Genomic DNA, 15,890 nt, shown 5'->3' with positions numbered 1-15,890 from the left:
CCGCCGCCCACAAGGCAGCTACGCGCTAAACGGGTCAGTCCCATACGGATCGACAGCATTTCCCTCACCCACAAGGGAAATCCCTCTCTAAATTCCGATTCAGTAGTGTGGTATTTCCTTAATGAAAGTGTTGAAAGGCCAGGACATCCTGGCACTTGGTTTTATGACGTTTGCCCTGTTTGTCGGGGCTGGCAACATCATCTTCCCGCCTATCGTCGGTTTGCAGTCCGGGCCCCATGTCTGGATGGCGGCGCTAGGGTTCCTGATCACTGCGGTAGGCCTGCCGGTCATCACCGTGGTCGCCCTGGCGAAAGTCGGCGGCGCCATGGATGCGTTGAGCAGCCCGATCGGTAAAGTTGCCGGAGGCCTGTTGGCCGCTGCGTGCTACCTCGCGGTGGGTCCGCTGTTCGCCACCCCGCGTACCGCCACCGTGTCGTTCGAAGTGGGCCTGGCGCCGCTGACCGGTGAAAGCCCGCTGGCGCTGTTCCTCTACAGCTCGGTGTACTTCCTGCTGGTGTTCTTCATCTCGCTGTACCCAGGCCGCCTGCTGGATACCGTCGGGCGTTTCCTCGCCCCGCTGAAGATCATCGCCCTGGCAGCGCTCGGCATCGCCGCGTTCGCATTGCCGGCCGGTGATATCGGCGTGGCTACGCCCGAGTACGTGGCGGCGCCGTTCTCCCAGGGCTTCATCAATGGTTACCTGACCATGGATACCCTGGGCGCACTGGTGTTCGGCATTGTTATCGTCAACGCCATTCGCTCCCGCGGCGTCGAGTCGCCTGCGCTGATCACCCGCTACGCGATCATTGCCGGGCTGATTGCCGGTGTGGGTCTGGCGCTGGTGTATGTCAGCCTGTTCCGCCTGGGTTCGGGCAGCCATGAAGTAGCTGCTGGCGCAACCAACGGCGCGGCGGTGTTGCACGCCTATGTCCAGCACACCTTCGGTTCGTTGGGCAGTGGTTTCCTCGCAGTGCTGATCTCCCTGGCCTGCCTGGTGACTGCGGTGGGCCTGACCTGCGCCTGCGCTGAATACTTCAGCCGTGTGCTGCCACTGTCCTACAAGACCCTGGTGATCATCCTCGCCGCGTTCTCGCTGCTGGTGTCCAACCTGGGCCTCACCAACCTGATCGCGTTCTCGATCCCGGTGCTGACGGCGATCTATCCGCCGTGCATTGCCTTGGTGGCCCTGAGCTTCTGCAGTAACTTCTGGCACGAACAGGGCCGCATCGTCGGTCCGGTGATGCTGGTGTCGTTCATCTTCGGCCTGATCGACGCTCTCAAGGGCGCTGGTCTGGCGGACTGGCTGCCGACCCAGATGGCTCACCTGCCACTGAGCGAGCAGGGCCTGGCCTGGCTGGTGCCCTCGGTGATGACGCTGGTGGTTGCGGTGGTGTGCGACCGTCTGCTGGGCAAGCGCGAAGAAGCGCTGGCTTAAGCTGCTCTGCGGCCCGTTACAAGCGGGCTTCGAGCACACATGGAAATGCCCCGTATCAAACGATACGGGGCATTTTTTTTGGGCATCATGCAGTGTCTTTTCTCATGCGCTAACGTCGAAACTCTGCATAACCCCTGTAGGAGTGAGCCTGCTCGCGATAGCGGTATTACAGCCAACAAAGATGTTGAATGTTCGACCGCTATCGCGAGCAGGCTCACTCCTACAGGTAATATGTGTTGCGCAACTACAGCTAAAGGACCCGCATGTCGTTCATCCAAGCCAACCTGATCCACCTGCTCGCCGCGCTCTGGTTTGTCATCTGCTGGGGCGGCTACACCCGTTATGCCTCGTGGAAAGCCCGGGATACCGCGTGCCTGGCCAGTGTGCTGCACCTGTATCGTGAAGACTGGATGCGCCGGATGTTGCTGCGCGACAACCGTATCGCCGACGCCAGCGTGGTCGGCAACCTGGAGCGCAATGCATCGTTCTTCGCCTCCAGCACCCTGATTATCCTGGCCGGTATCCTCACCGTACTCGGCGCATCAGAGCGGGCGGTATCGCTGCTGGCGGATATCCCGATGGTGCAACAGGCGTCCCAGGGCATGTCCGAGATCAAATTGCTGTGCCTGGCAATGGTGTTCGTCTACGCGTTTTTCACCTTCAGCTGGTGCATGCGCCAGTACAACTTCGCCGCCATCCTGATTGGCTCGGCACCAATGGTGGGCGAGCGGTACGTTTCCGAGCAGGAACGCAAATCCTTTGCTGCACGCGCCGCGCGAGTCATCTCGATGGCGGCCAACCAGTTCAACTTCGGGCTGCGCTCCTATTACTTCGGCATGACCATGCTGGCCTGGTTTGTCAGCCCATGGCTGTTCATGTTGATGAGCGCCGGCGTGGTGCTGGTGCTCTATCGCCGGGAGTTTCATTCCGACGTTCTCGACGTGATGGTCTATACCCCTACAGAGGCACCGTTGCCCGAAGCGAACAAGGAGGCTGTTTGATGAGTATTCCGTTCTGGTGCGTGTTTATCAGTGCGCTGCTGATATACGTGGCCCGCATGCCGGTGGCCAAGGCCATGAAAGAGCAGGGCGGCTACAACAACCACTCGCCGCGTCAGCAGCAGGCGCAACTCACCGGGTTCGGTGCGCGGGCACTGGCGGCGCATCAGAACAGCATCGAGGCCTTCATTTTGTTTGCCGTGGGGGTATTGATGGCCCATACCACACAAACCGCGGGCTGGCTGATCGACTCGCTGGCGATCATCTTTGTGATTGCACGCATCATATACTTGGCGTGCTACTGGGCAGATCTGGCCTGGCAGCGCAGTCTGGTGTGGCTGGTCGGCCTAGTGTGTTCATTACTCTTGATGATTAGTCCGACTTTTAGAACGATTTTGCTCTAATAGCGGTAACTAAATTAAAACCCAGGCAAAAGAAAACCCGCACTTGGCGGGTTTTCTTTGTCATACCAAAAGCAAATTACTGCTTCTTGGCAGCTTCTTCTTGTGCAGCCTTAGTCGATTCGGCTTGAGCTTTGGCAGCTTCGGCGTTTTCTTTTGCTGCGTCGTTCACTTTATCCTGTGCTTTGTTCATGTCTTGCTGAGCTTGCTCAGCATGTTGGTTAGCATCTTGAGCTTTGTCCTCGGATTTTTTATCGCAGGCTGCGAGACCGAGGGAAGCGGTCAACATCAAGGCAATAGCTAAAGTCTTTTGCATGGGGTGTTTCTCCTTATAAAAATCATCTACTGGCCTTTCGAGCACGGCCATCAATGTTAAGTTCCACCTATCACACAGATATATAGGAATATTCTCACAGGAACTTTTCGACCCAGACGCATGATGCGATGGTTTAACATTTGGAAGGGTATCGATAAATGGCTGAAAACCCCGTTTTTGAGCGCGCGACGCGATTTCTCTCGGCCTTGCGCCACTGCCAGGTGCTTGGGCTGCGCGTGCACAGCGCCACTCAGGAAGGACTGACAGTCATCCTGCCTTACAGCACCCAAATCGTCGGCAATCCGCAGACCGGGGTGATCCACGGTGGCGCCCTGACGACGCTGATGGACACGGCCTGCGGCATGTCCACGCTCTGTGTACTGCCGGAATTTGAAGTCTGCCCGACACTCGACCTGCGCATTGACTACATGCACGCCGCCGAACCGCACAAGGATGTCTATGGTTTCGCCCAGTGCTACCGGGTGACCACCGACGTGATCTTTGCCCGCGGTTTCGCCTATCAGGACGATCCCGAACAACCGATCGCGCATGTGGTGGGCACTTTCATGCGCATGGGCAAAGCAGTGAGAGGCACCAAAGGCTTTGGCGGCGCGATTGCCGGGGGTGCAAAATGAACGACGCTTTCAAAACGCAGCTGCAGCAAGCCCATGAGCAGGGCGACTATGCCTCGCTGTTGCACCTGATTCCCTACGCCAAGCTGATTGGAGTCGAATGTTCGCGAGTGGGCGATGAGCTGCTGTTCCGCTTGCCGGCCAGCAAGGACAACATTGGTAACCCTTTACTGCCGGCCATCCATGGCGGGGTCATCGCCGGGTTTATGGAACTGTCCGCAGCGCTGCACCTGCTGGTGTTCACTGGCTCACCAGGAGTGCCGAAGATTATCGATTTCTCCCTGGATTACCTGCGGGCCGGGCAATTTCGCGATACCTGGGCCAGATGTCAGGTCTGTCGCCAGGGCCGGCGCGTGGCCAACGTGGCTGTCACAGCCTGGCAAACGACCGAAGCGGAACCCATTGCCACCGCTCGGGCGCATTTCAAAATCGAAGAGCCCTTGAAATCCTGAAGGAAGCCCCCAACTTTGATGACAACCCGCCGCCGACCCTGAAGGTCGTGGCCACTGCCATCTGATTGGAGTTTGATGACCATGAGTGTGGAAACTCAAAAGGAAACCCTGGGCTTCCAGACCGAGGTGAAGCAGCTGCTGCACCTCATGATCCATTCGCTGTATTCCAACAAGGAAATTTTCCTTCGCGAATTGATCTCGAACGCCTCTGACGCTGTCGACAAATTACGTTTCGAAGCCCTGGCCAAGCCAGAGCTGCTGGAAGGTGGCGCCGAACTGAAAATCCGCGTGAGCTTCGACAAAGACGCCAAAACCGTCACCCTCGAAGACAACGGCATCGGCATGAATCGCGAAGAAGCGATCACCCACCTGGGCACCATCGCCAAATCCGGCACGGCCGACTTCATGAAACACCTGTCGGGCGACCAGAAGAAGGACTCGCACCTGATCGGTCAGTTCGGCGTGGGGTTCTACTCTGCGTTCATCGTTGCCGATAAAGTCGACGTTTACAGCCGTCGTGCCGGCGATGCCGCCAGTGAAGGCGTGCACTGGTCGTCCAAGGGCGAAGGTGACTTCGAAGTTGCCACTATCGAGAAAGCCGAGCGCGGCACGCGTATCGTCCTGCACCTGAAATCCGGCGAAGACGAATTCGCCGATGGCTGGCGTCTGCGCAACGTCATCAAGAAGTACTCCGATCACATCGCCTTGCCGATCGAGCTGCCAAAAGAAGTCACTGCAGCTGAAGGCGAAGAGCAGCCGGCCGTTGAATGGGAAACCGTCAACCGTGCCAGCGCCCTGTGGACTCGCCCGCGCAACGAAGTGAAGGACGAGGAATACCAGGAGTTCTACAAGCACATCGCTCACGATTTCGAAAATCCGCTGAGCTGGAGCCATAACAAGGTCGAAGGCAAGCTCGAGTACAGCTCGCTGCTCTACGTTCCGGCCCGTGCTCCGTTCGACTTGTACCAGCGTGAAGCGCCGAAAGGCCTGAAGCTGTACGTACAGCGCGTGTTCGTCATGGACCAGGCTGAGTCGTTCCTGCCGTTGTACCTGCGCTTTATCAAAGGCGTGGTCGATTCCAATGACCTGTCCCTGAACGTGTCGCGGGAAATCCTGCAGAAAGACCCGATCATCGACTCTATGAAGTCGGCGTTGACCAAGCGTGTCCTCGACATGCTGGAAAAACTGGCGAAGAACGAGCCTGAGCAATACAAGGGTTTCTGGAAAAACTTCGGTCAGGTCATGAAAGAAGGCCCGGCTGAAGATTTCGCCAACAAGGAGAAAATCGCCGGCCTGCTGCGCTTCGCGTCCACCCAGGGCGAGGAAGGCGAGCAAGTGGTGTCCCTGGCCGAATACCTGGCTCGCGCCAAGGAAGGTCAGGACAAGATTTACTACCTGACCGGCGAAACCTACGCCCAGGTCAAGAACAGCCCGCACCTGGAAGTCTTCCGCAAGAAAGGCATCGAAGTGCTGCTGCTGACTGATCGCATCGACGAGTGGCTGATGAGCTACCTCAGCGATTTCGACGGCAAGAGCTTTGTCGACGTGGCACGTGGCGACCTGGACCTGGGCAACCTGGACTCGGAAGAGGACAAGAAGGCTGCTGAAGAAGTCGCCAAGTCCAAAGAAGGCCTGGTTGAGCGTTTGAAAGCTGCACTGGGCGATTCGGTTGCCGAAGTGCGGGTTTCCCACCGCCTGACCGATTCCCCGGCGATCCTGGCCATTGGCGAGCAGGACCTGGGCTTGCAGATGCGCCAGATTCTCGAAGCCAGCGGACAGAAGGTTCCGGATTCGAAGCCGATCTTCGAATTCAACCCGGCTCACCCTCTGATCGAGAAGCTCGACAATGAGCAGAGCGACGAGCGCTTCGGCGATCTGTCGCACATCCTGTTCGACCAGGCGGCCCTGGCGGCCGGCGACAGTCTGAAGGACCCGGCGGCGTATGTGCGTCGTCTCAACAAGCTGTTGGTTGAACTGTCGGTTTAACCGAGCTGCAATAAAAAACCCGCTTCGGCGGGTTTTTTTATGGCGAGATTTTGGCTTAACGTTGTGGGATGGGCGTGCAGGGATGGCGATCCTGATGCCGCCATCGCGAGCAGGCTCACTCCTACAGTTGACCGCGTCGCACCGCCGCTCCCACAGGAAACGCTGCCCACTGTAGGAGTGAGCCTGCTCGCGATGGCGCCGGCACTACCGCCTCATATCTCAAGGCAACTCGATGCGCTCACTCTCCCCGGGCACCGTCGGCCAATCCCCAGCCGCCCAGCGCCGGCGTGCTTCATCGATAGCTGCCGGATCACTCGCCACAAAATTCCAGTTGATCCGCCGCGGCCCATCCAGCGGCGCGCCACCAAACAGCACAGCATGGCAATCACCCTCGGCAAACAGCATCATCTCCCGCCCCGCAGGCAACACCACCAGCGAATGCGCTTCCACGCGCTCACCATCAAGTTGCACATCGCCATCCAGCACATACAGCGCCCGCTCTTCGTGCTCGGTTGGAATCAACAAGGTCGTCGCCGTCTGCAGGTGCAGTTCCGCGTACAGGGTGGGAGAGAGCACCGGCACCGGCGATTCCAGGCAAAAGCCCGACCCCGCAATCATCCGGATCTGCACCCCAAGGTTGTCGCTGACCGGCAAGCTGGCTGCCGGATGGTGGCTGTAGTGCCCAGGCCCTTGTTCATGTTCCTTGGGAGAGGCCAGCCAGACTTGCAAGCCATGCATGGTAAAGCCGCTTTCCTTCAAGACTGCAGGCGTACGCTCGACGTGGGCGATTGCGCTGCCGGCGGTCATCCAGCTGACGTCACCGGCCGCAACCATCTGATCGGAGCCGATGCTGTCCTTGTGCTGCAGTTGCCCCTGAAACAGGTAGGTGAGGGTGGAAAGCCCGATGTGCGGATGCTGGCGGATATTCATGCCGGTGCCCGCCGCATAGCGGGTCTCCAGCATGTGATCAAAAAACACAAAGGGCCCGACGCTGCGGCATTTGGCCGACGGCAGCGGGCGAAGAATCGGTTGGCCCTCTACATCTTCAGGGCGAGGGCGGATCACGAGCGGAGTGTTCATGGTGCGTTCCAGGCTGAGCGGGTGACGCCAAGAGCATAACCCGCCTGCGCAGCCCTTGCCGCTATTGGCTGAACGCACCTTCAGACAGGTGGGTTTCGATGCTGACGTCGGTGGTGGTCATCAGCTTGTGAACCGGGCAGCGATCGGCCACACGGTGCAGTTCGTCACGCTGGGCGTCGGTCAGCACACCCTTGAGTGTCAGCTTGACGTGCAGCGCATATTTGCCTTTTTGCTCTTCGCTGTTGTCGCGCTTCACCTCGACAGTGACGCCGGTCAGCGGGATGTCTTTCTTCTTCGCGTACATTTTCAGGGTCAGGGCCTTGCAGGCGCCCAGAGCGGCGTCGAAGTAGTCGTGCGGCTCAGGCGCCGTGCCTTCGCCCCCTGAGGTTGTTGGTACATCGGCAAAGAGTTCGTGATCGTCGATCTGCACGCTGTGGCGAAAACCTTCGGCGGAGACGGTATTGACGGTAACGGTCATGGTGAACCTCGCAGGTGGCAGGAAAATTCGTTCGATCAAAAAGGGCTTTGAAGTTATAGAGCATTGTTACAGGTGCGCGTTCCACTTTCCTAGCCGGTGAACCCTGATGCTAGCCTGGGGGTCTACGCTGTTCCTGTTCTGTGGAGATTGCCCGTGCAGCCGTTACGACTCAGCATTGCCTGCCTGCTGGCCCTTTCAAGCGCTGTTGCCAGCGCGCGCGAATATGCCTATAGCGATGCGCATCTGCATTACGTGGATTTTTTCCAGGAAACGGCGGGCATGCCGAAGTTACTCAAGGCAATGGCCGATAATCGCATTGAGCACGTGATGATCTCCGGCATTCCGGTGGCGAAGAAATGGCATGAAGATGAGCCCAAGCGCCCCCGTTATTACGCAGGCGATGACGCTGATGCCTATTGGTACAGCGCAACCGACGTCATCGTCGCTGCAGCAGTAAATAAGCTGACCGCCGAGCAGCGCCGACATTTTCACCCGTTCCTTTCGGGCTTCAACCCCAACGACAAGAACTCTGCTGCGCATATCCAGCGCATGCTGGATCTCAACCCTGGCATGTGGCAGGGCATCGGCGAAGTATTTACCCGGCACGACGATCTGACTGCGCTGACCTCGGGCGATACGCCAAGGGCAAACAACGAGGCAATGACGCGGATCTACCACTTGGCCGCGGAGAATGACCTGCCGGTGATGGTGCATTCCAACATCACCTCCAAGCGTGAGAAAAACCCCCTGTACCTGGCGGAAATCGAAGAGCCACTGCGCAACCATCCGCACACCCGATTGATCTGGGCGCATGCCGGCACCAGTGCGGAAATTCATCGGCATCAGGTGCAGATGGATTTTCTGCTGCCGACCCTGAGCCGCATGCTGGAGGCCTATCCCAATTTGTTCATCGACCTGTCCTGGAGCATGCTGACGCCTTACTTGCTGGACGAACAGGGCAAGCCGCGCAAGGAGTGGCTGGCACTGGTGGAACGCTTTCCGGAGCGCTTCATGCTCGGCTCGGATGTGGTGGGGCGTTTCAACAAGCTGGGTAAGGAGATACACAGCTTCGATCCGTTCCTCGACGCTTTACCGGAAGCAGTTGCCAGAAAAGTCGCCCGGGACAACTTCCTCGCCATCCTGCCCCGCACGGTCTCGCGGTAATGGCATCCCTTGCCATAAGACAAAAAAAACCCCGCAAATGCGGGGTTTTTTAATGCGATGCGGGTCAGCTGCCTTTGACAGCCTTGCCGTTCACCGTACCGTCGAGGAGCATGATGTTGTACTCCTTGCCGTCGGTTTCAACCTGTTGCAGGCGAACCAGCAGGTAATCCCAGTCCTTGGCGAACCACAGCACTGTGGTGCGCTTGCTTTGAGTCGGGTCGCGTACGCGCTCGACCTTGATCGCGTCAATCTGGCCAGCCTTGGTGTCGACTTTTTCCGAACCCAGCACGCGGAAGTCATAGGTATCGACTTCACCATCATCGACCACCTGATAGCTCATGCTTTTCTTGCCGGCAGCCACGTCATGCTGCAGCGCCAACTGGTAAGTGGATTTGTCGACCATGCCGCGGTTCAGCGGGAGCTTGACCGGGTCACCGCGATCGGTGCCAGTGACCATTTTGGTGGTCCAGTCAAAATCCAGGTCGGCTTTCTTGGCTTTGCCCAGGCCGCCACGTTCGAAGTGGTAGGACTGCGGCAGCAGGGTGTCCTTGTCCAGCGTCAGGGTGCTTTCTTCCGTCAGGCTGGCGATCATCATCGAAGCCTTGAAGCTGAGCTTCCAGATGCCGTTGGCTTCCTTGGTCAGGCTGCGCGAAGCCGTGCCGCTCATGGGCAGCTGTTTCCAGTCGGCGGTGTAGCTGGCGGAGAAAGGTTGAAGTTCAGCTGCCTGCGCCAGTGGCAGGGCGAGCAGAGCGCAAGCGAAGAGCAGGGCGCGACGCATAATATCTCCTAGGTTCGAATCAAGTGGCCGCTGGCGGCGAGTAACTTCCCGTCCAGTAAAGCACCTTGCTCGCCGAGTGATAAGCGACCTTCGGCAAACCAGCGTACGGCCATCGGGTAGATCAGGTGTTCCTGGGTGTGGACTCGCTGCGCCAGACTCTGCGGCGAATCATGCAACTCTACCGGTATTACTGCCTGTACGACCAGTGGTCCGCCATCGAGTTCCTCGGTGACGAAGTGCACGGAGCAGCCGTGTTCAGTGTCACCGGCTTCCAGCGCGCGCTGATGAGTGTGTAACCCTTTGTATTTGGGTAGCAGCGAGGGATGGATATTAAGCAGGCGACCCGCGTAGTGACGCACGAAATCAGCGCTGAGAATGCGCATGAATCCGGCCAATACCACGAGTTTTGGGTTGAATGCGTCGATCAGTTCGATCAGCGCGGCATCGAAGGCCTCGCGGCCGTCGAATGCCTTGTGATCCAGGGAGCGGGTAGCGATACCCGCGTCTCTGGCGCGTTGCAGGCCGTAGGCGTCGGCGCGGTTGGAAATCACCGCGGCGATGCGGACCGGGCTGTCGCCGGTCCGCATGCTGTCGATCAAGGCCTGCAAGTTACTGCCGGTGCCGGAGAGCAGCACCACCACATCACAGGGGACGGACATTAATGCGCCTTAAGGTTCTTCAGTTCGACCTGTGCCGCGCCTTCGGCAGCGGTGGAGATCTGGCCGATGACCCAAGGTTGCTCGCCGGCTTCACGCAATACGTTGAGCGCGGTTTCAACGTGCTCCTGAGCCACGCAGATAACCATGCCAACGCCGCAGTTCAGCACGCGGTGCATTTCGTTTTCGTCAACGTTGCCTTGCTCTTGCAGCCAGTCGAACACGGCAGGGCGAGTCCAGCTTGCCACGTCAACTACCGCTTGGGCGCCCTTTGGCAGAACCCGCGGGATATTGTCCAGCAGGCCACCACCGGTGATGTGGGCCATGGCCTTGACGGCGCCGGTGTCTTTGATCAGCTTGAGCAGCGGCTTCACGTAGATGCGGGTCGGGGCCATCAGCAGGTCGGTCAGCGGCTTGCCGTCGAGCTGGATGTTCTCGATGTCGGCGCCGGACACTTCGATGATCTTGCGGATCAGCGAGTAACCGTTGGAGTGCGGGCCGGAAGAAGGCAGGGCGAGCAAAGCGTCGCCGGCAGCGACTTTCGAACCGTCGATGATTTCGGATTTTTCCACGACGCCAACGCAGAAGCCGGCCAGGTCGTAGTCTTCGCCTTCGTACATGCCAGGCATTTCCGCGGTTTCGCCGCCTACCAGGGAGCAGCCCGACAGTTCGCAGCCAGCGCCGATACCGGTCACCACCTGGGTCGCGGTTTCGACGTTCAATTTGCCGGTGGCATAGTAGTCGAGGAAAAACAGTGGCTCAGCGCCGCAGACCACCAGGTCGTTCACGCACATGGCCACCAGGTCGATGCCGATGCTGTCGTGCTTGTTCAGGTTCAGCGCCAGGCGCAGCTTGGTGCCGACGCCGTCGGTGCCGGAAACCAGTACAGGCTGCTTGTAGCCGGCCGGGATTTCGCAGAGGGCGCCGAAACCGCCCAGGCCGCCCATGACTTCCGGGCGCGCAGTGCGCTTGGCGACGCTCTTGATGCGTTCGACCAATGCTTCACCGGCGTCGATGTCTACACCGGCGTCCTTGTAGCTCAGGGAGGGTTGCTTGCTCATGATCCAGGCCTTTAGGGGGGATTCAGGGGTAACGACCGAGTCCAGCGGGACCGCAAAAACAAGCGAAGGCGGGAGCCATGCGCGAATTCCAGGGTGCCGGGCTGTAGCCGGTCTGCGAAGGCGCGCGATTTTATCAGGCTTGAAGGGCAGCGGCCATCCTCAGGCCGACGGCAGGGGGCATATCGGCCGAAAAAAACCGTCATATCCCGTATTGGTCCGCTTCCTCATGGCTGTATAAGGTAGCGCCATTAACCGTCTATCGTTATGACAGGGCAAAAACTTGCCAGGGGCGGGTGAATGTTTTGCCGGGGGGTGTGGTCACAGCCATGCGCCGCCGGTTCACGCGGCCTGTTCCAGCCGCTTCAGTCTTCAGGAATCTTCCATGGGTTTTTTTTCGAAATGTTTAGTTGTGGGCTGCTTGTCGCTGTTCAGCCTGGTCAGTCATGCCGAGACCCTCAAGCGTCTTTATGAGGTCCGCCAGCCTGTGAGCGGCCAGTCGCCGGAGATCCGCGACCAGGCGACCCAGGAAGCACTGGATACGCTGGTGCTGCGCCTGACCGGCGACCCCAAGGCCGCACAAAATCCCGGCTTGGCCGCCATCCGCAAGGACCCGCAACAGATCATCAGCCAGTACGGCTTTGAAGCGGGACCGCCGGTGGTACTGAAAGTCGACTTCGATCCAGCGACCACGGAACAAGCGCTGCGGCGTGCCGGATTGTCCCTGTGGGGCGCCAATCGGCCGTCGATCCTGGGTTGGTGGCTGAACGATGCCACCGAAGGTTCGAGCCTGGTCGGCGATGGCCAGGCCAGCGCGGCGCCACTGCGGCGCGCGGCACAACATCGGGGGCTGCCGTTGCGTCTGCCGCTGGCAGACCTGAGCGAACAGTTGGTGGCGACCGCACCGACCCTGGAAGGCACTGATGCGGCGCCGCTGCGAAGCGCCTCCGAACGTTACAACGCCGACGCGCTGCTTGCCGTGCACGCCAAGGAGGAGGGCGGCCAGTGGCAGGCCAAATGGAATTTGTGGATGGGTGACAAGAAAGAAACGGGTAGCGTAGAGGGCGCCGATCAGGCGGCCGTAGCGGATGCCGTGATGCTGGCGGTCAGTCAGCGGCTGGCACCGCGTTATGTGGTCAAGCCCGGCGCTTCGGGCGAGCAATTACTTGAAGTCCAGGGCATGAACCTGGAGCGTTATGCCGCACTCGGGCGGCTGCTGGAACCCTTTGGCATGCGCTTGCAGAGTGTGAATGGCGACCGGATTCTCTATCGAGTCCGTGGCAGTGCCGAGCAATTGAAAGCGCAGTTGTCCCTGGCCAAGTTGCAGGAGTTGCCGGCAGGTGAGGCGCCCGCGCCGGTGCCACCGGTACAGCCGGCAGCCGATGGTGCGGCGCCTGCGATAGCGCCAACTCCGGCCCCGGTTCCGCAGTTACGTTTTCGCTGGTAGTTTTTCTTTCCTTATATAAAGCAGGAGTGGTTCATGGCCGATACGCGGCGTTGGTTCTGGTTGGGTGGGATAGTCCTGCTCTGCGCGTTTGTCTGGCTGTTGCATCCGATCCTGACGCCGTTTCTGGTGGCGTTGCTCCTGGCCTATCTGTTCGACCCGTTGGTGGATCGACTGGAGAAGGCCGGGCTATCGCGGACTTGGGGCGTGGTCGCGGTGTTTGCGCTGTTCACGTTGATTTTCACCACGCTGCTGCTGGTGTTGGTGCCGATGCTGGCCAAGCAATTGTTCCGCCTGTATGAACTGGCGCCACAGATGCTCGATTGGCTGCAGCACACCGCATTGCCGTGGGCGCAGTCGAAGTTCGGCCTGTCGGATGGCTTCTGGAAGTTTGACAAGCTCAAGGCCGCGATCAGCGAGCATATGGGTCAGACCACCGACATAGTAGGCGTGGTCCTGAGCCAGGCGACTGCTTCCAGCCTGGCGTTGATCGGATTGCTGGCGAATCTGGTGCTGATCCCGGTGGTGAGCTTCTACCTGCTGCGGGACTGGGACGTGATGATGGCCAAGATCCGCAGCCTGTTGCCCCGGGATCGTGAAGAACGCATCGTCAGTCTGGCCGGTGAATGCCATGAAGTGCTCGGTGCATTTGTGCGCGGGCAGTTGCTGGTCATGGTGGCGCTGGGTGTTATCTACGCGGCGGGTCTCATGCTCGTCGGGCTCGAGCTGGGGCTGTTGATTGGCCTGATCGCCGGGCTGGCGGCCATCGTGCCTTACATGGGCTTCGTGATCGGTATCGGTGCGGCGTTGATCGCTGGGCTATTCCAGTTCGGTGGCGACCTGTACCCGATGGTCGGCATCGTTGCCGTGTTCATGGTGGGCCAGGCCCTGGAAGGCATGGTGCTGACACCGTTGCTGGTGGGAGACCGGATCGGCTTGCACCCGGTGGCGGTGATATTCGCCATTCTGGCCGGCGGCGAGCTGTTCGGGTTTACCGGTATCCTGCTGGCATTGCCGGTCGCTGCGGTGATCATGGTGCTGCTGCGGCACATGCATGATTTGTACAAGGATTCGGAGATCTACAGCGGCGAGGATGAGCCCGAGCTTTAGGGCCTCTTTTAGAATGTCATCAGCCGCCCGGTCCCGTGCCGGGCGGTGTATTTCTCGCTTACAGCATTCGCCTACGCTGTCCGCAAATCTGTCACAAAACCAGCCTGTTAACGCAAACCTTTGATTTTGCTTGTGGTCTGTCGCATTGTGCGGTCAGCCTCACGGGTATAAACTTCGCAAACTTTACACAGAGGCCACTAACGGTTCCGTCGGAACTGTTCAGTCAGGATGAAACCGATTCAGCTGCCCCTAGGTGTGCGTCTGCGTGATGACGCCACCTTTATCAACTACTACCCAGGCGCCAATGCCGCTGCACTCGGCTATGTCGAGCGGCTCTGCGAAGCCGACGCCGGCTGGACCGAAAGCCTGATCTACCTGTGGGGCAAGGACGGCGTAGGGCGTACGCACCTGTTGCAGGCCGCCTGCCTGCGCTTCGAACAGCTGGGCGAGCCGGCGGTGTACCTGCCATTGGCCGAACTGCTGGATCGTGGCATCGCAATTCTCGACAACCTCGAACAATACGAACTGGTCTGTCTGGATGACTTGCAGGCAGTGGCCGGGCGTGCCGATTGGGAAGAGGCGCTGTTCCATCTGTTCAATCGCCTGCGCGACAGCGGCCGGCGTTTGCTGATCGCCGCTTCGACTTCCCCGCGGGAGCTGCCGGTGAAGTTGGCGGACCTCAAGTCACGACTCACCCTGGCGCTGATTTTCCAGATGCGCCCACTGTCCGACGAAGACAAATTGCGCGCGCTGCAATTGCGCGCGTCCCGTCGCGGCCTGCACCTGACTGATGAAGTGGGGCACTTTATCCTGACTCGCGGAACTCGCAGCATGAGTGCGCTGTTTGAACTGCTTGAGCAGCTGGACCAGGCGTCGCTGCAAGCTCAACGCAAGCTGACGATTCCGTTTCTGAAAGAGACTTTGGGCTGGTAAAGCCCAGGTCCTACAGGCGTTTTGCCATATTTCAGACGGCAAAAAATCCGCTTTCCTACAGGGTGCAGGCTGCGCAAGTGTCTAAATGGGGCATTAGCGCTTAGATGAAATCGCGAAACCGAAAAGTCACATAAAGTTCGATTGAATTTGCAAATGAGGATGATAGCGGGCATAGTCTCGGCTTCTTTACACCTATCAGCCACGGTCGTGCCCATGCTAAATCGCTTCGCACCCCTCGTGCCTCTCGCACTCGTTACCCTGTTGTTCGGCTGCGCCGCTCACTCTCCAGTCTCCGAGCCAGCGCCCCAGCAACCGGTTAAATCCTCCGTTACCGCCCAGTCCTCTTCCGTTCGTTATCTGGAATCTCCCTTCCAGGAAGAGTCGGCTACCGAAAAACAACTGGCCAGCTTCGCTGGCGGCAAGTCGTACCAGCTGCCAGTTCTGGCAGACAGCATTCTTGAACGTGGCATGTCCCTGATCGGTACCCGTTACCGTTTTGGTGGTACCTCTGAAGCCGGTTTTGATTGCAGCGGTTTCATCGGCTACCTGTTCCGTGAAGAGGCTGGCATGAATCTGCCGCGTTCGACTCGGGAAATGATCAACGTGGATGCGCCGCTGGTGTCTCGCGGTAATCTCAAGCCAGGTGACCTGCTGTTCTTCGCTACCAATGGTCGTCGCGGTCGCGTCAGCCATGCCGGCATCTACCTGGGCGATGACCAGTTCATCCACTCCAGCAGCAGCCGCAGCGGTGGAGTTCGGGTCGATAGCCTGGGCGACAGCTACTGGAGCAAAACCTTCATTGAGGCCAAGCGGGCGCTTGCGATGGCGCCGACCATAGTCACTGCTCGCAAGTAAGCCTACAGTTTGTAAGGCGAACTTAAAGTCTTACTTGAAGTTTGCCGTATAGCGTCTAGAATCCTGATCTATTATTGATGGCTAACCGCCTGCGCACTGCGCCGGCGGTTTTCT

Annotated in this window: 17 protein-coding genes; 11 read left to right on the top strand and 6 right to left on the bottom strand. The window is 59.1% G+C overall.

From position 1 onward, the window contains the following. Positions 1-121 precede the first annotated feature (121 nt). The 3 genes from brnQ to ACYZTK_RS07435 all read left to right on the top strand — a co-directional run bounded on the left by brnQ (position 122) and on the right by ACYZTK_RS07435 (position 2,837). Positions 122-1,435, top strand: a complete 1,314-nt coding sequence (gene brnQ, locus ACYZTK_RS07445) for a branched-chain amino acid transport system II carrier protein (RefSeq protein ID WP_462013841.1) — start codon at positions 122-124, stop codon at positions 1,433-1,435. 263 nt (positions 1,436-1,698) lie between these two features. Beyond that, entirely contained in the window at positions 1,699-2,436 is a 738-nt protein-coding gene (locus ACYZTK_RS07440) for a DUF599 domain-containing protein (RefSeq protein WP_462013840.1), read from the top strand. Further along, a complete protein-coding gene (locus tag ACYZTK_RS07435) occupies positions 2,436-2,837 on the top strand; it encodes an MAPEG family protein (protein WP_462013839.1) in 402 nt (133 codons plus the stop codon). Before ACYZTK_RS07440 ends, ACYZTK_RS07435 begins: the two co-directional genes overlap by 1 nt. A gap of 76 nt (positions 2,838-2,913) precedes the next feature. Here the strand turns inward: ACYZTK_RS07435 and ACYZTK_RS07430 are convergent, their stop codons facing one another. Further along, positions 2,914-3,150: a hypothetical protein gene (locus tag ACYZTK_RS07430; protein ID WP_462013838.1), complete on the bottom strand. Its 237-nt coding sequence runs from the start codon at positions 3,148-3,150 to the stop codon at positions 2,914-2,916. A gap of 158 nt (positions 3,151-3,308) precedes the next feature. Here ACYZTK_RS07430 and ACYZTK_RS07425 point away from each other — a divergent pair, with 158 nt between their 5' ends. From ACYZTK_RS07425 to htpG, 3 genes are all read left to right on the top strand, one after another. Beyond that, positions 3,309-3,785 (top strand): PaaI family thioesterase, encoded by a 477-nt coding sequence (locus ACYZTK_RS07425; protein ID WP_462013837.1) that lies wholly within the window; start codon positions 3,309-3,311, stop codon positions 3,783-3,785. Continuing rightward, on the top strand, positions 3,782-4,234 hold the full coding sequence (locus ACYZTK_RS07420; protein ID WP_462013836.1) for a PaaI family thioesterase: 453 nt from the start codon (positions 3,782-3,784) through the stop codon (positions 4,232-4,234). Before ACYZTK_RS07425 ends, ACYZTK_RS07420 begins: the two co-directional genes overlap by 4 nt. A gap of 81 nt (positions 4,235-4,315) precedes the next feature. Beyond that, positions 4,316-6,220 (top strand): molecular chaperone HtpG, encoded by a 1,905-nt coding sequence (gene htpG / locus ACYZTK_RS07415; protein WP_462013835.1) that lies wholly within the window; start codon positions 4,316-4,318, stop codon positions 6,218-6,220. A 219-nt stretch (positions 6,221-6,439) separates the two neighbouring features. Here htpG and ACYZTK_RS07410 read toward each other — a convergent pair whose 3' ends face one another. Further along, positions 6,440-7,300 (bottom strand): pirin family protein, encoded by an 861-nt coding sequence (locus tag ACYZTK_RS07410; RefSeq protein WP_462013834.1) that lies wholly within the window; start codon positions 7,298-7,300, stop codon positions 6,440-6,442. Between the two features lie 61 nt (positions 7,301-7,361). Further along, positions 7,362-7,778: an OsmC family protein gene (locus ACYZTK_RS07405; protein WP_462013833.1), complete on the bottom strand. Its 417-nt coding sequence runs from the start codon at positions 7,776-7,778 to the stop codon at positions 7,362-7,364. 153 nt (positions 7,779-7,931) lie between these two features. Between ACYZTK_RS07405 and ACYZTK_RS07400 the strand changes: the two genes are divergently transcribed. Beyond that, entirely contained in the window at positions 7,932-8,942 is a 1,011-nt protein-coding gene (locus tag ACYZTK_RS07400; RefSeq protein ID WP_462013832.1) for an amidohydrolase family protein, read from the top strand. Positions 8,943-9,006: 64 nt separating this feature from the next. On the opposite strand, the gene ACYZTK_RS07395 is transcribed toward ACYZTK_RS07400, so the two are convergent. Genes ACYZTK_RS07395 through purM form a run of 3 tightly spaced genes read right to left on the bottom strand, consistent with a single transcriptional unit; the run spans position 9,007 to position 11,437 of the window. After that, the gene (locus ACYZTK_RS07395) at positions 9,007-9,720 is read right to left on the bottom strand and encodes a DUF3108 domain-containing protein (protein WP_462013831.1); all 714 of its coding nucleotides are present in this window, start codon (positions 9,718-9,720) and stop codon (positions 9,007-9,009) included. 8 nt (positions 9,721-9,728) lie between these two features. After that, complete coding sequence (gene purN, locus ACYZTK_RS07390) at positions 9,729-10,379, bottom strand: phosphoribosylglycinamide formyltransferase (RefSeq protein ID WP_462013830.1); 651 nt, start codon at positions 10,377-10,379, stop codon at positions 9,729-9,731. After that, positions 10,379-11,437 (bottom strand): phosphoribosylformylglycinamidine cyclo-ligase, encoded by a 1,059-nt coding sequence (gene purM, locus ACYZTK_RS07385; protein WP_128873302.1) that lies wholly within the window; start codon positions 11,435-11,437, stop codon positions 10,379-10,381. The genes purN and purM overlap by 1 nt, the downstream gene beginning before the upstream one ends. Before the next feature lie 382 nt (positions 11,438-11,819). Between purM and ACYZTK_RS07380 the strand changes: the two genes are divergently transcribed. The 4 genes from ACYZTK_RS07380 (at position 11,820) to ACYZTK_RS07365 (ending at position 15,776) form a co-directional block, all read left to right on the top strand. Further along, positions 11,820-12,881 (top strand): DUF2066 domain-containing protein, encoded by a 1,062-nt coding sequence (locus tag ACYZTK_RS07380; RefSeq protein WP_462013829.1) that lies wholly within the window; start codon positions 11,820-11,822, stop codon positions 12,879-12,881. A 33-nt stretch (positions 12,882-12,914) separates the two neighbouring features. After that, entirely contained in the window at positions 12,915-13,988 is a 1,074-nt protein-coding gene (locus ACYZTK_RS07375) for an AI-2E family transporter (RefSeq protein ID WP_462013828.1), read from the top strand. 228 nt (positions 13,989-14,216) lie between these two features. Then, positions 14,217-14,921, top strand: a complete 705-nt coding sequence (hda, locus tag ACYZTK_RS07370) for a DnaA regulatory inactivator Hda (protein ID WP_462013827.1) — start codon at positions 14,217-14,219, stop codon at positions 14,919-14,921. Between the two features lie 213 nt (positions 14,922-15,134). Beyond that, positions 15,135-15,776 (top strand): C40 family peptidase, encoded by a 642-nt coding sequence (locus ACYZTK_RS07365; protein ID WP_462013826.1) that lies wholly within the window; start codon positions 15,135-15,137, stop codon positions 15,774-15,776. The last annotated feature ends 114 nt before the right edge of the window (positions 15,777-15,890 follow it).

It is taken from the genome of Pseudomonas sp. LB3P31, from assembly GCF_054897945.1.
The sequence above is the reverse complement of the archived record's forward strand: the minus strand, read 5'-3'. Positions and strand labels throughout refer to the sequence as shown.

Coding starts and splice junctions, on each gene's coding strand:
- ACYZTK_RS07440 (WP_462013840.1), top strand. CDS start 1,699: ATGTCGTTCATCCAAGCCAACCTGATCCACCTGCTCGCCGCGCTCTGG.
- ACYZTK_RS07365 (WP_462013826.1), top strand. CDS start 15,135: ATGCTAAATCGCTTCGCACCCCTCGTGCCTCTCGCACTCGTTACCCTG.
- purN (WP_462013830.1), bottom strand. CDS start 10,379: ATGTCCGTCCCCTGTGATGTGGTGGTGCTGCTCTCCGGCACCGGCAGT.
- ACYZTK_RS07375 (WP_462013828.1), top strand. CDS start 12,915: ATGGCCGATACGCGGCGTTGGTTCTGGTTGGGTGGGATAGTCCTGCTC.
- ACYZTK_RS07430 (WP_462013838.1), bottom strand. CDS start 3,150: ATGCAAAAGACTTTAGCTATTGCCTTGATGTTGACCGCTTCCCTCGGT.
- ACYZTK_RS07410 (WP_462013834.1), bottom strand. CDS start 7,300: ATGAACACTCCGCTCGTGATCCGCCCTCGCCCTGAAGATGTAGAGGGC.
- ACYZTK_RS07405 (WP_462013833.1), bottom strand. CDS start 7,778: ATGACCGTTACCGTCAATACCGTCTCCGCCGAAGGTTTTCGCCACAGC.
- brnQ (WP_462013841.1), top strand. CDS start 122: ATGAAAGTGTTGAAAGGCCAGGACATCCTGGCACTTGGTTTTATGACG.
- ACYZTK_RS07380 (WP_462013829.1), top strand. CDS start 11,820: ATGGGTTTTTTTTCGAAATGTTTAGTTGTGGGCTGCTTGTCGCTGTTC.
- ACYZTK_RS07425 (WP_462013837.1), top strand. CDS start 3,309: ATGGCTGAAAACCCCGTTTTTGAGCGCGCGACGCGATTTCTCTCGGCC.
- htpG (WP_462013835.1), top strand. CDS start 4,316: ATGAGTGTGGAAACTCAAAAGGAAACCCTGGGCTTCCAGACCGAGGTG.
- ACYZTK_RS07420 (WP_462013836.1), top strand. CDS start 3,782: ATGAACGACGCTTTCAAAACGCAGCTGCAGCAAGCCCATGAGCAGGGC.
- ACYZTK_RS07435 (WP_462013839.1), top strand. CDS start 2,436: ATGAGTATTCCGTTCTGGTGCGTGTTTATCAGTGCGCTGCTGATATAC.
- hda (WP_462013827.1), top strand. CDS start 14,217: ATGAAACCGATTCAGCTGCCCCTAGGTGTGCGTCTGCGTGATGACGCC.
- purM (WP_128873302.1), bottom strand. CDS start 11,437: ATGAGCAAGCAACCCTCCCTGAGCTACAAGGACGCCGGTGTAGACATC.
- ACYZTK_RS07395 (WP_462013831.1), bottom strand. CDS start 9,720: ATGCGTCGCGCCCTGCTCTTCGCTTGCGCTCTGCTCGCCCTGCCACTG.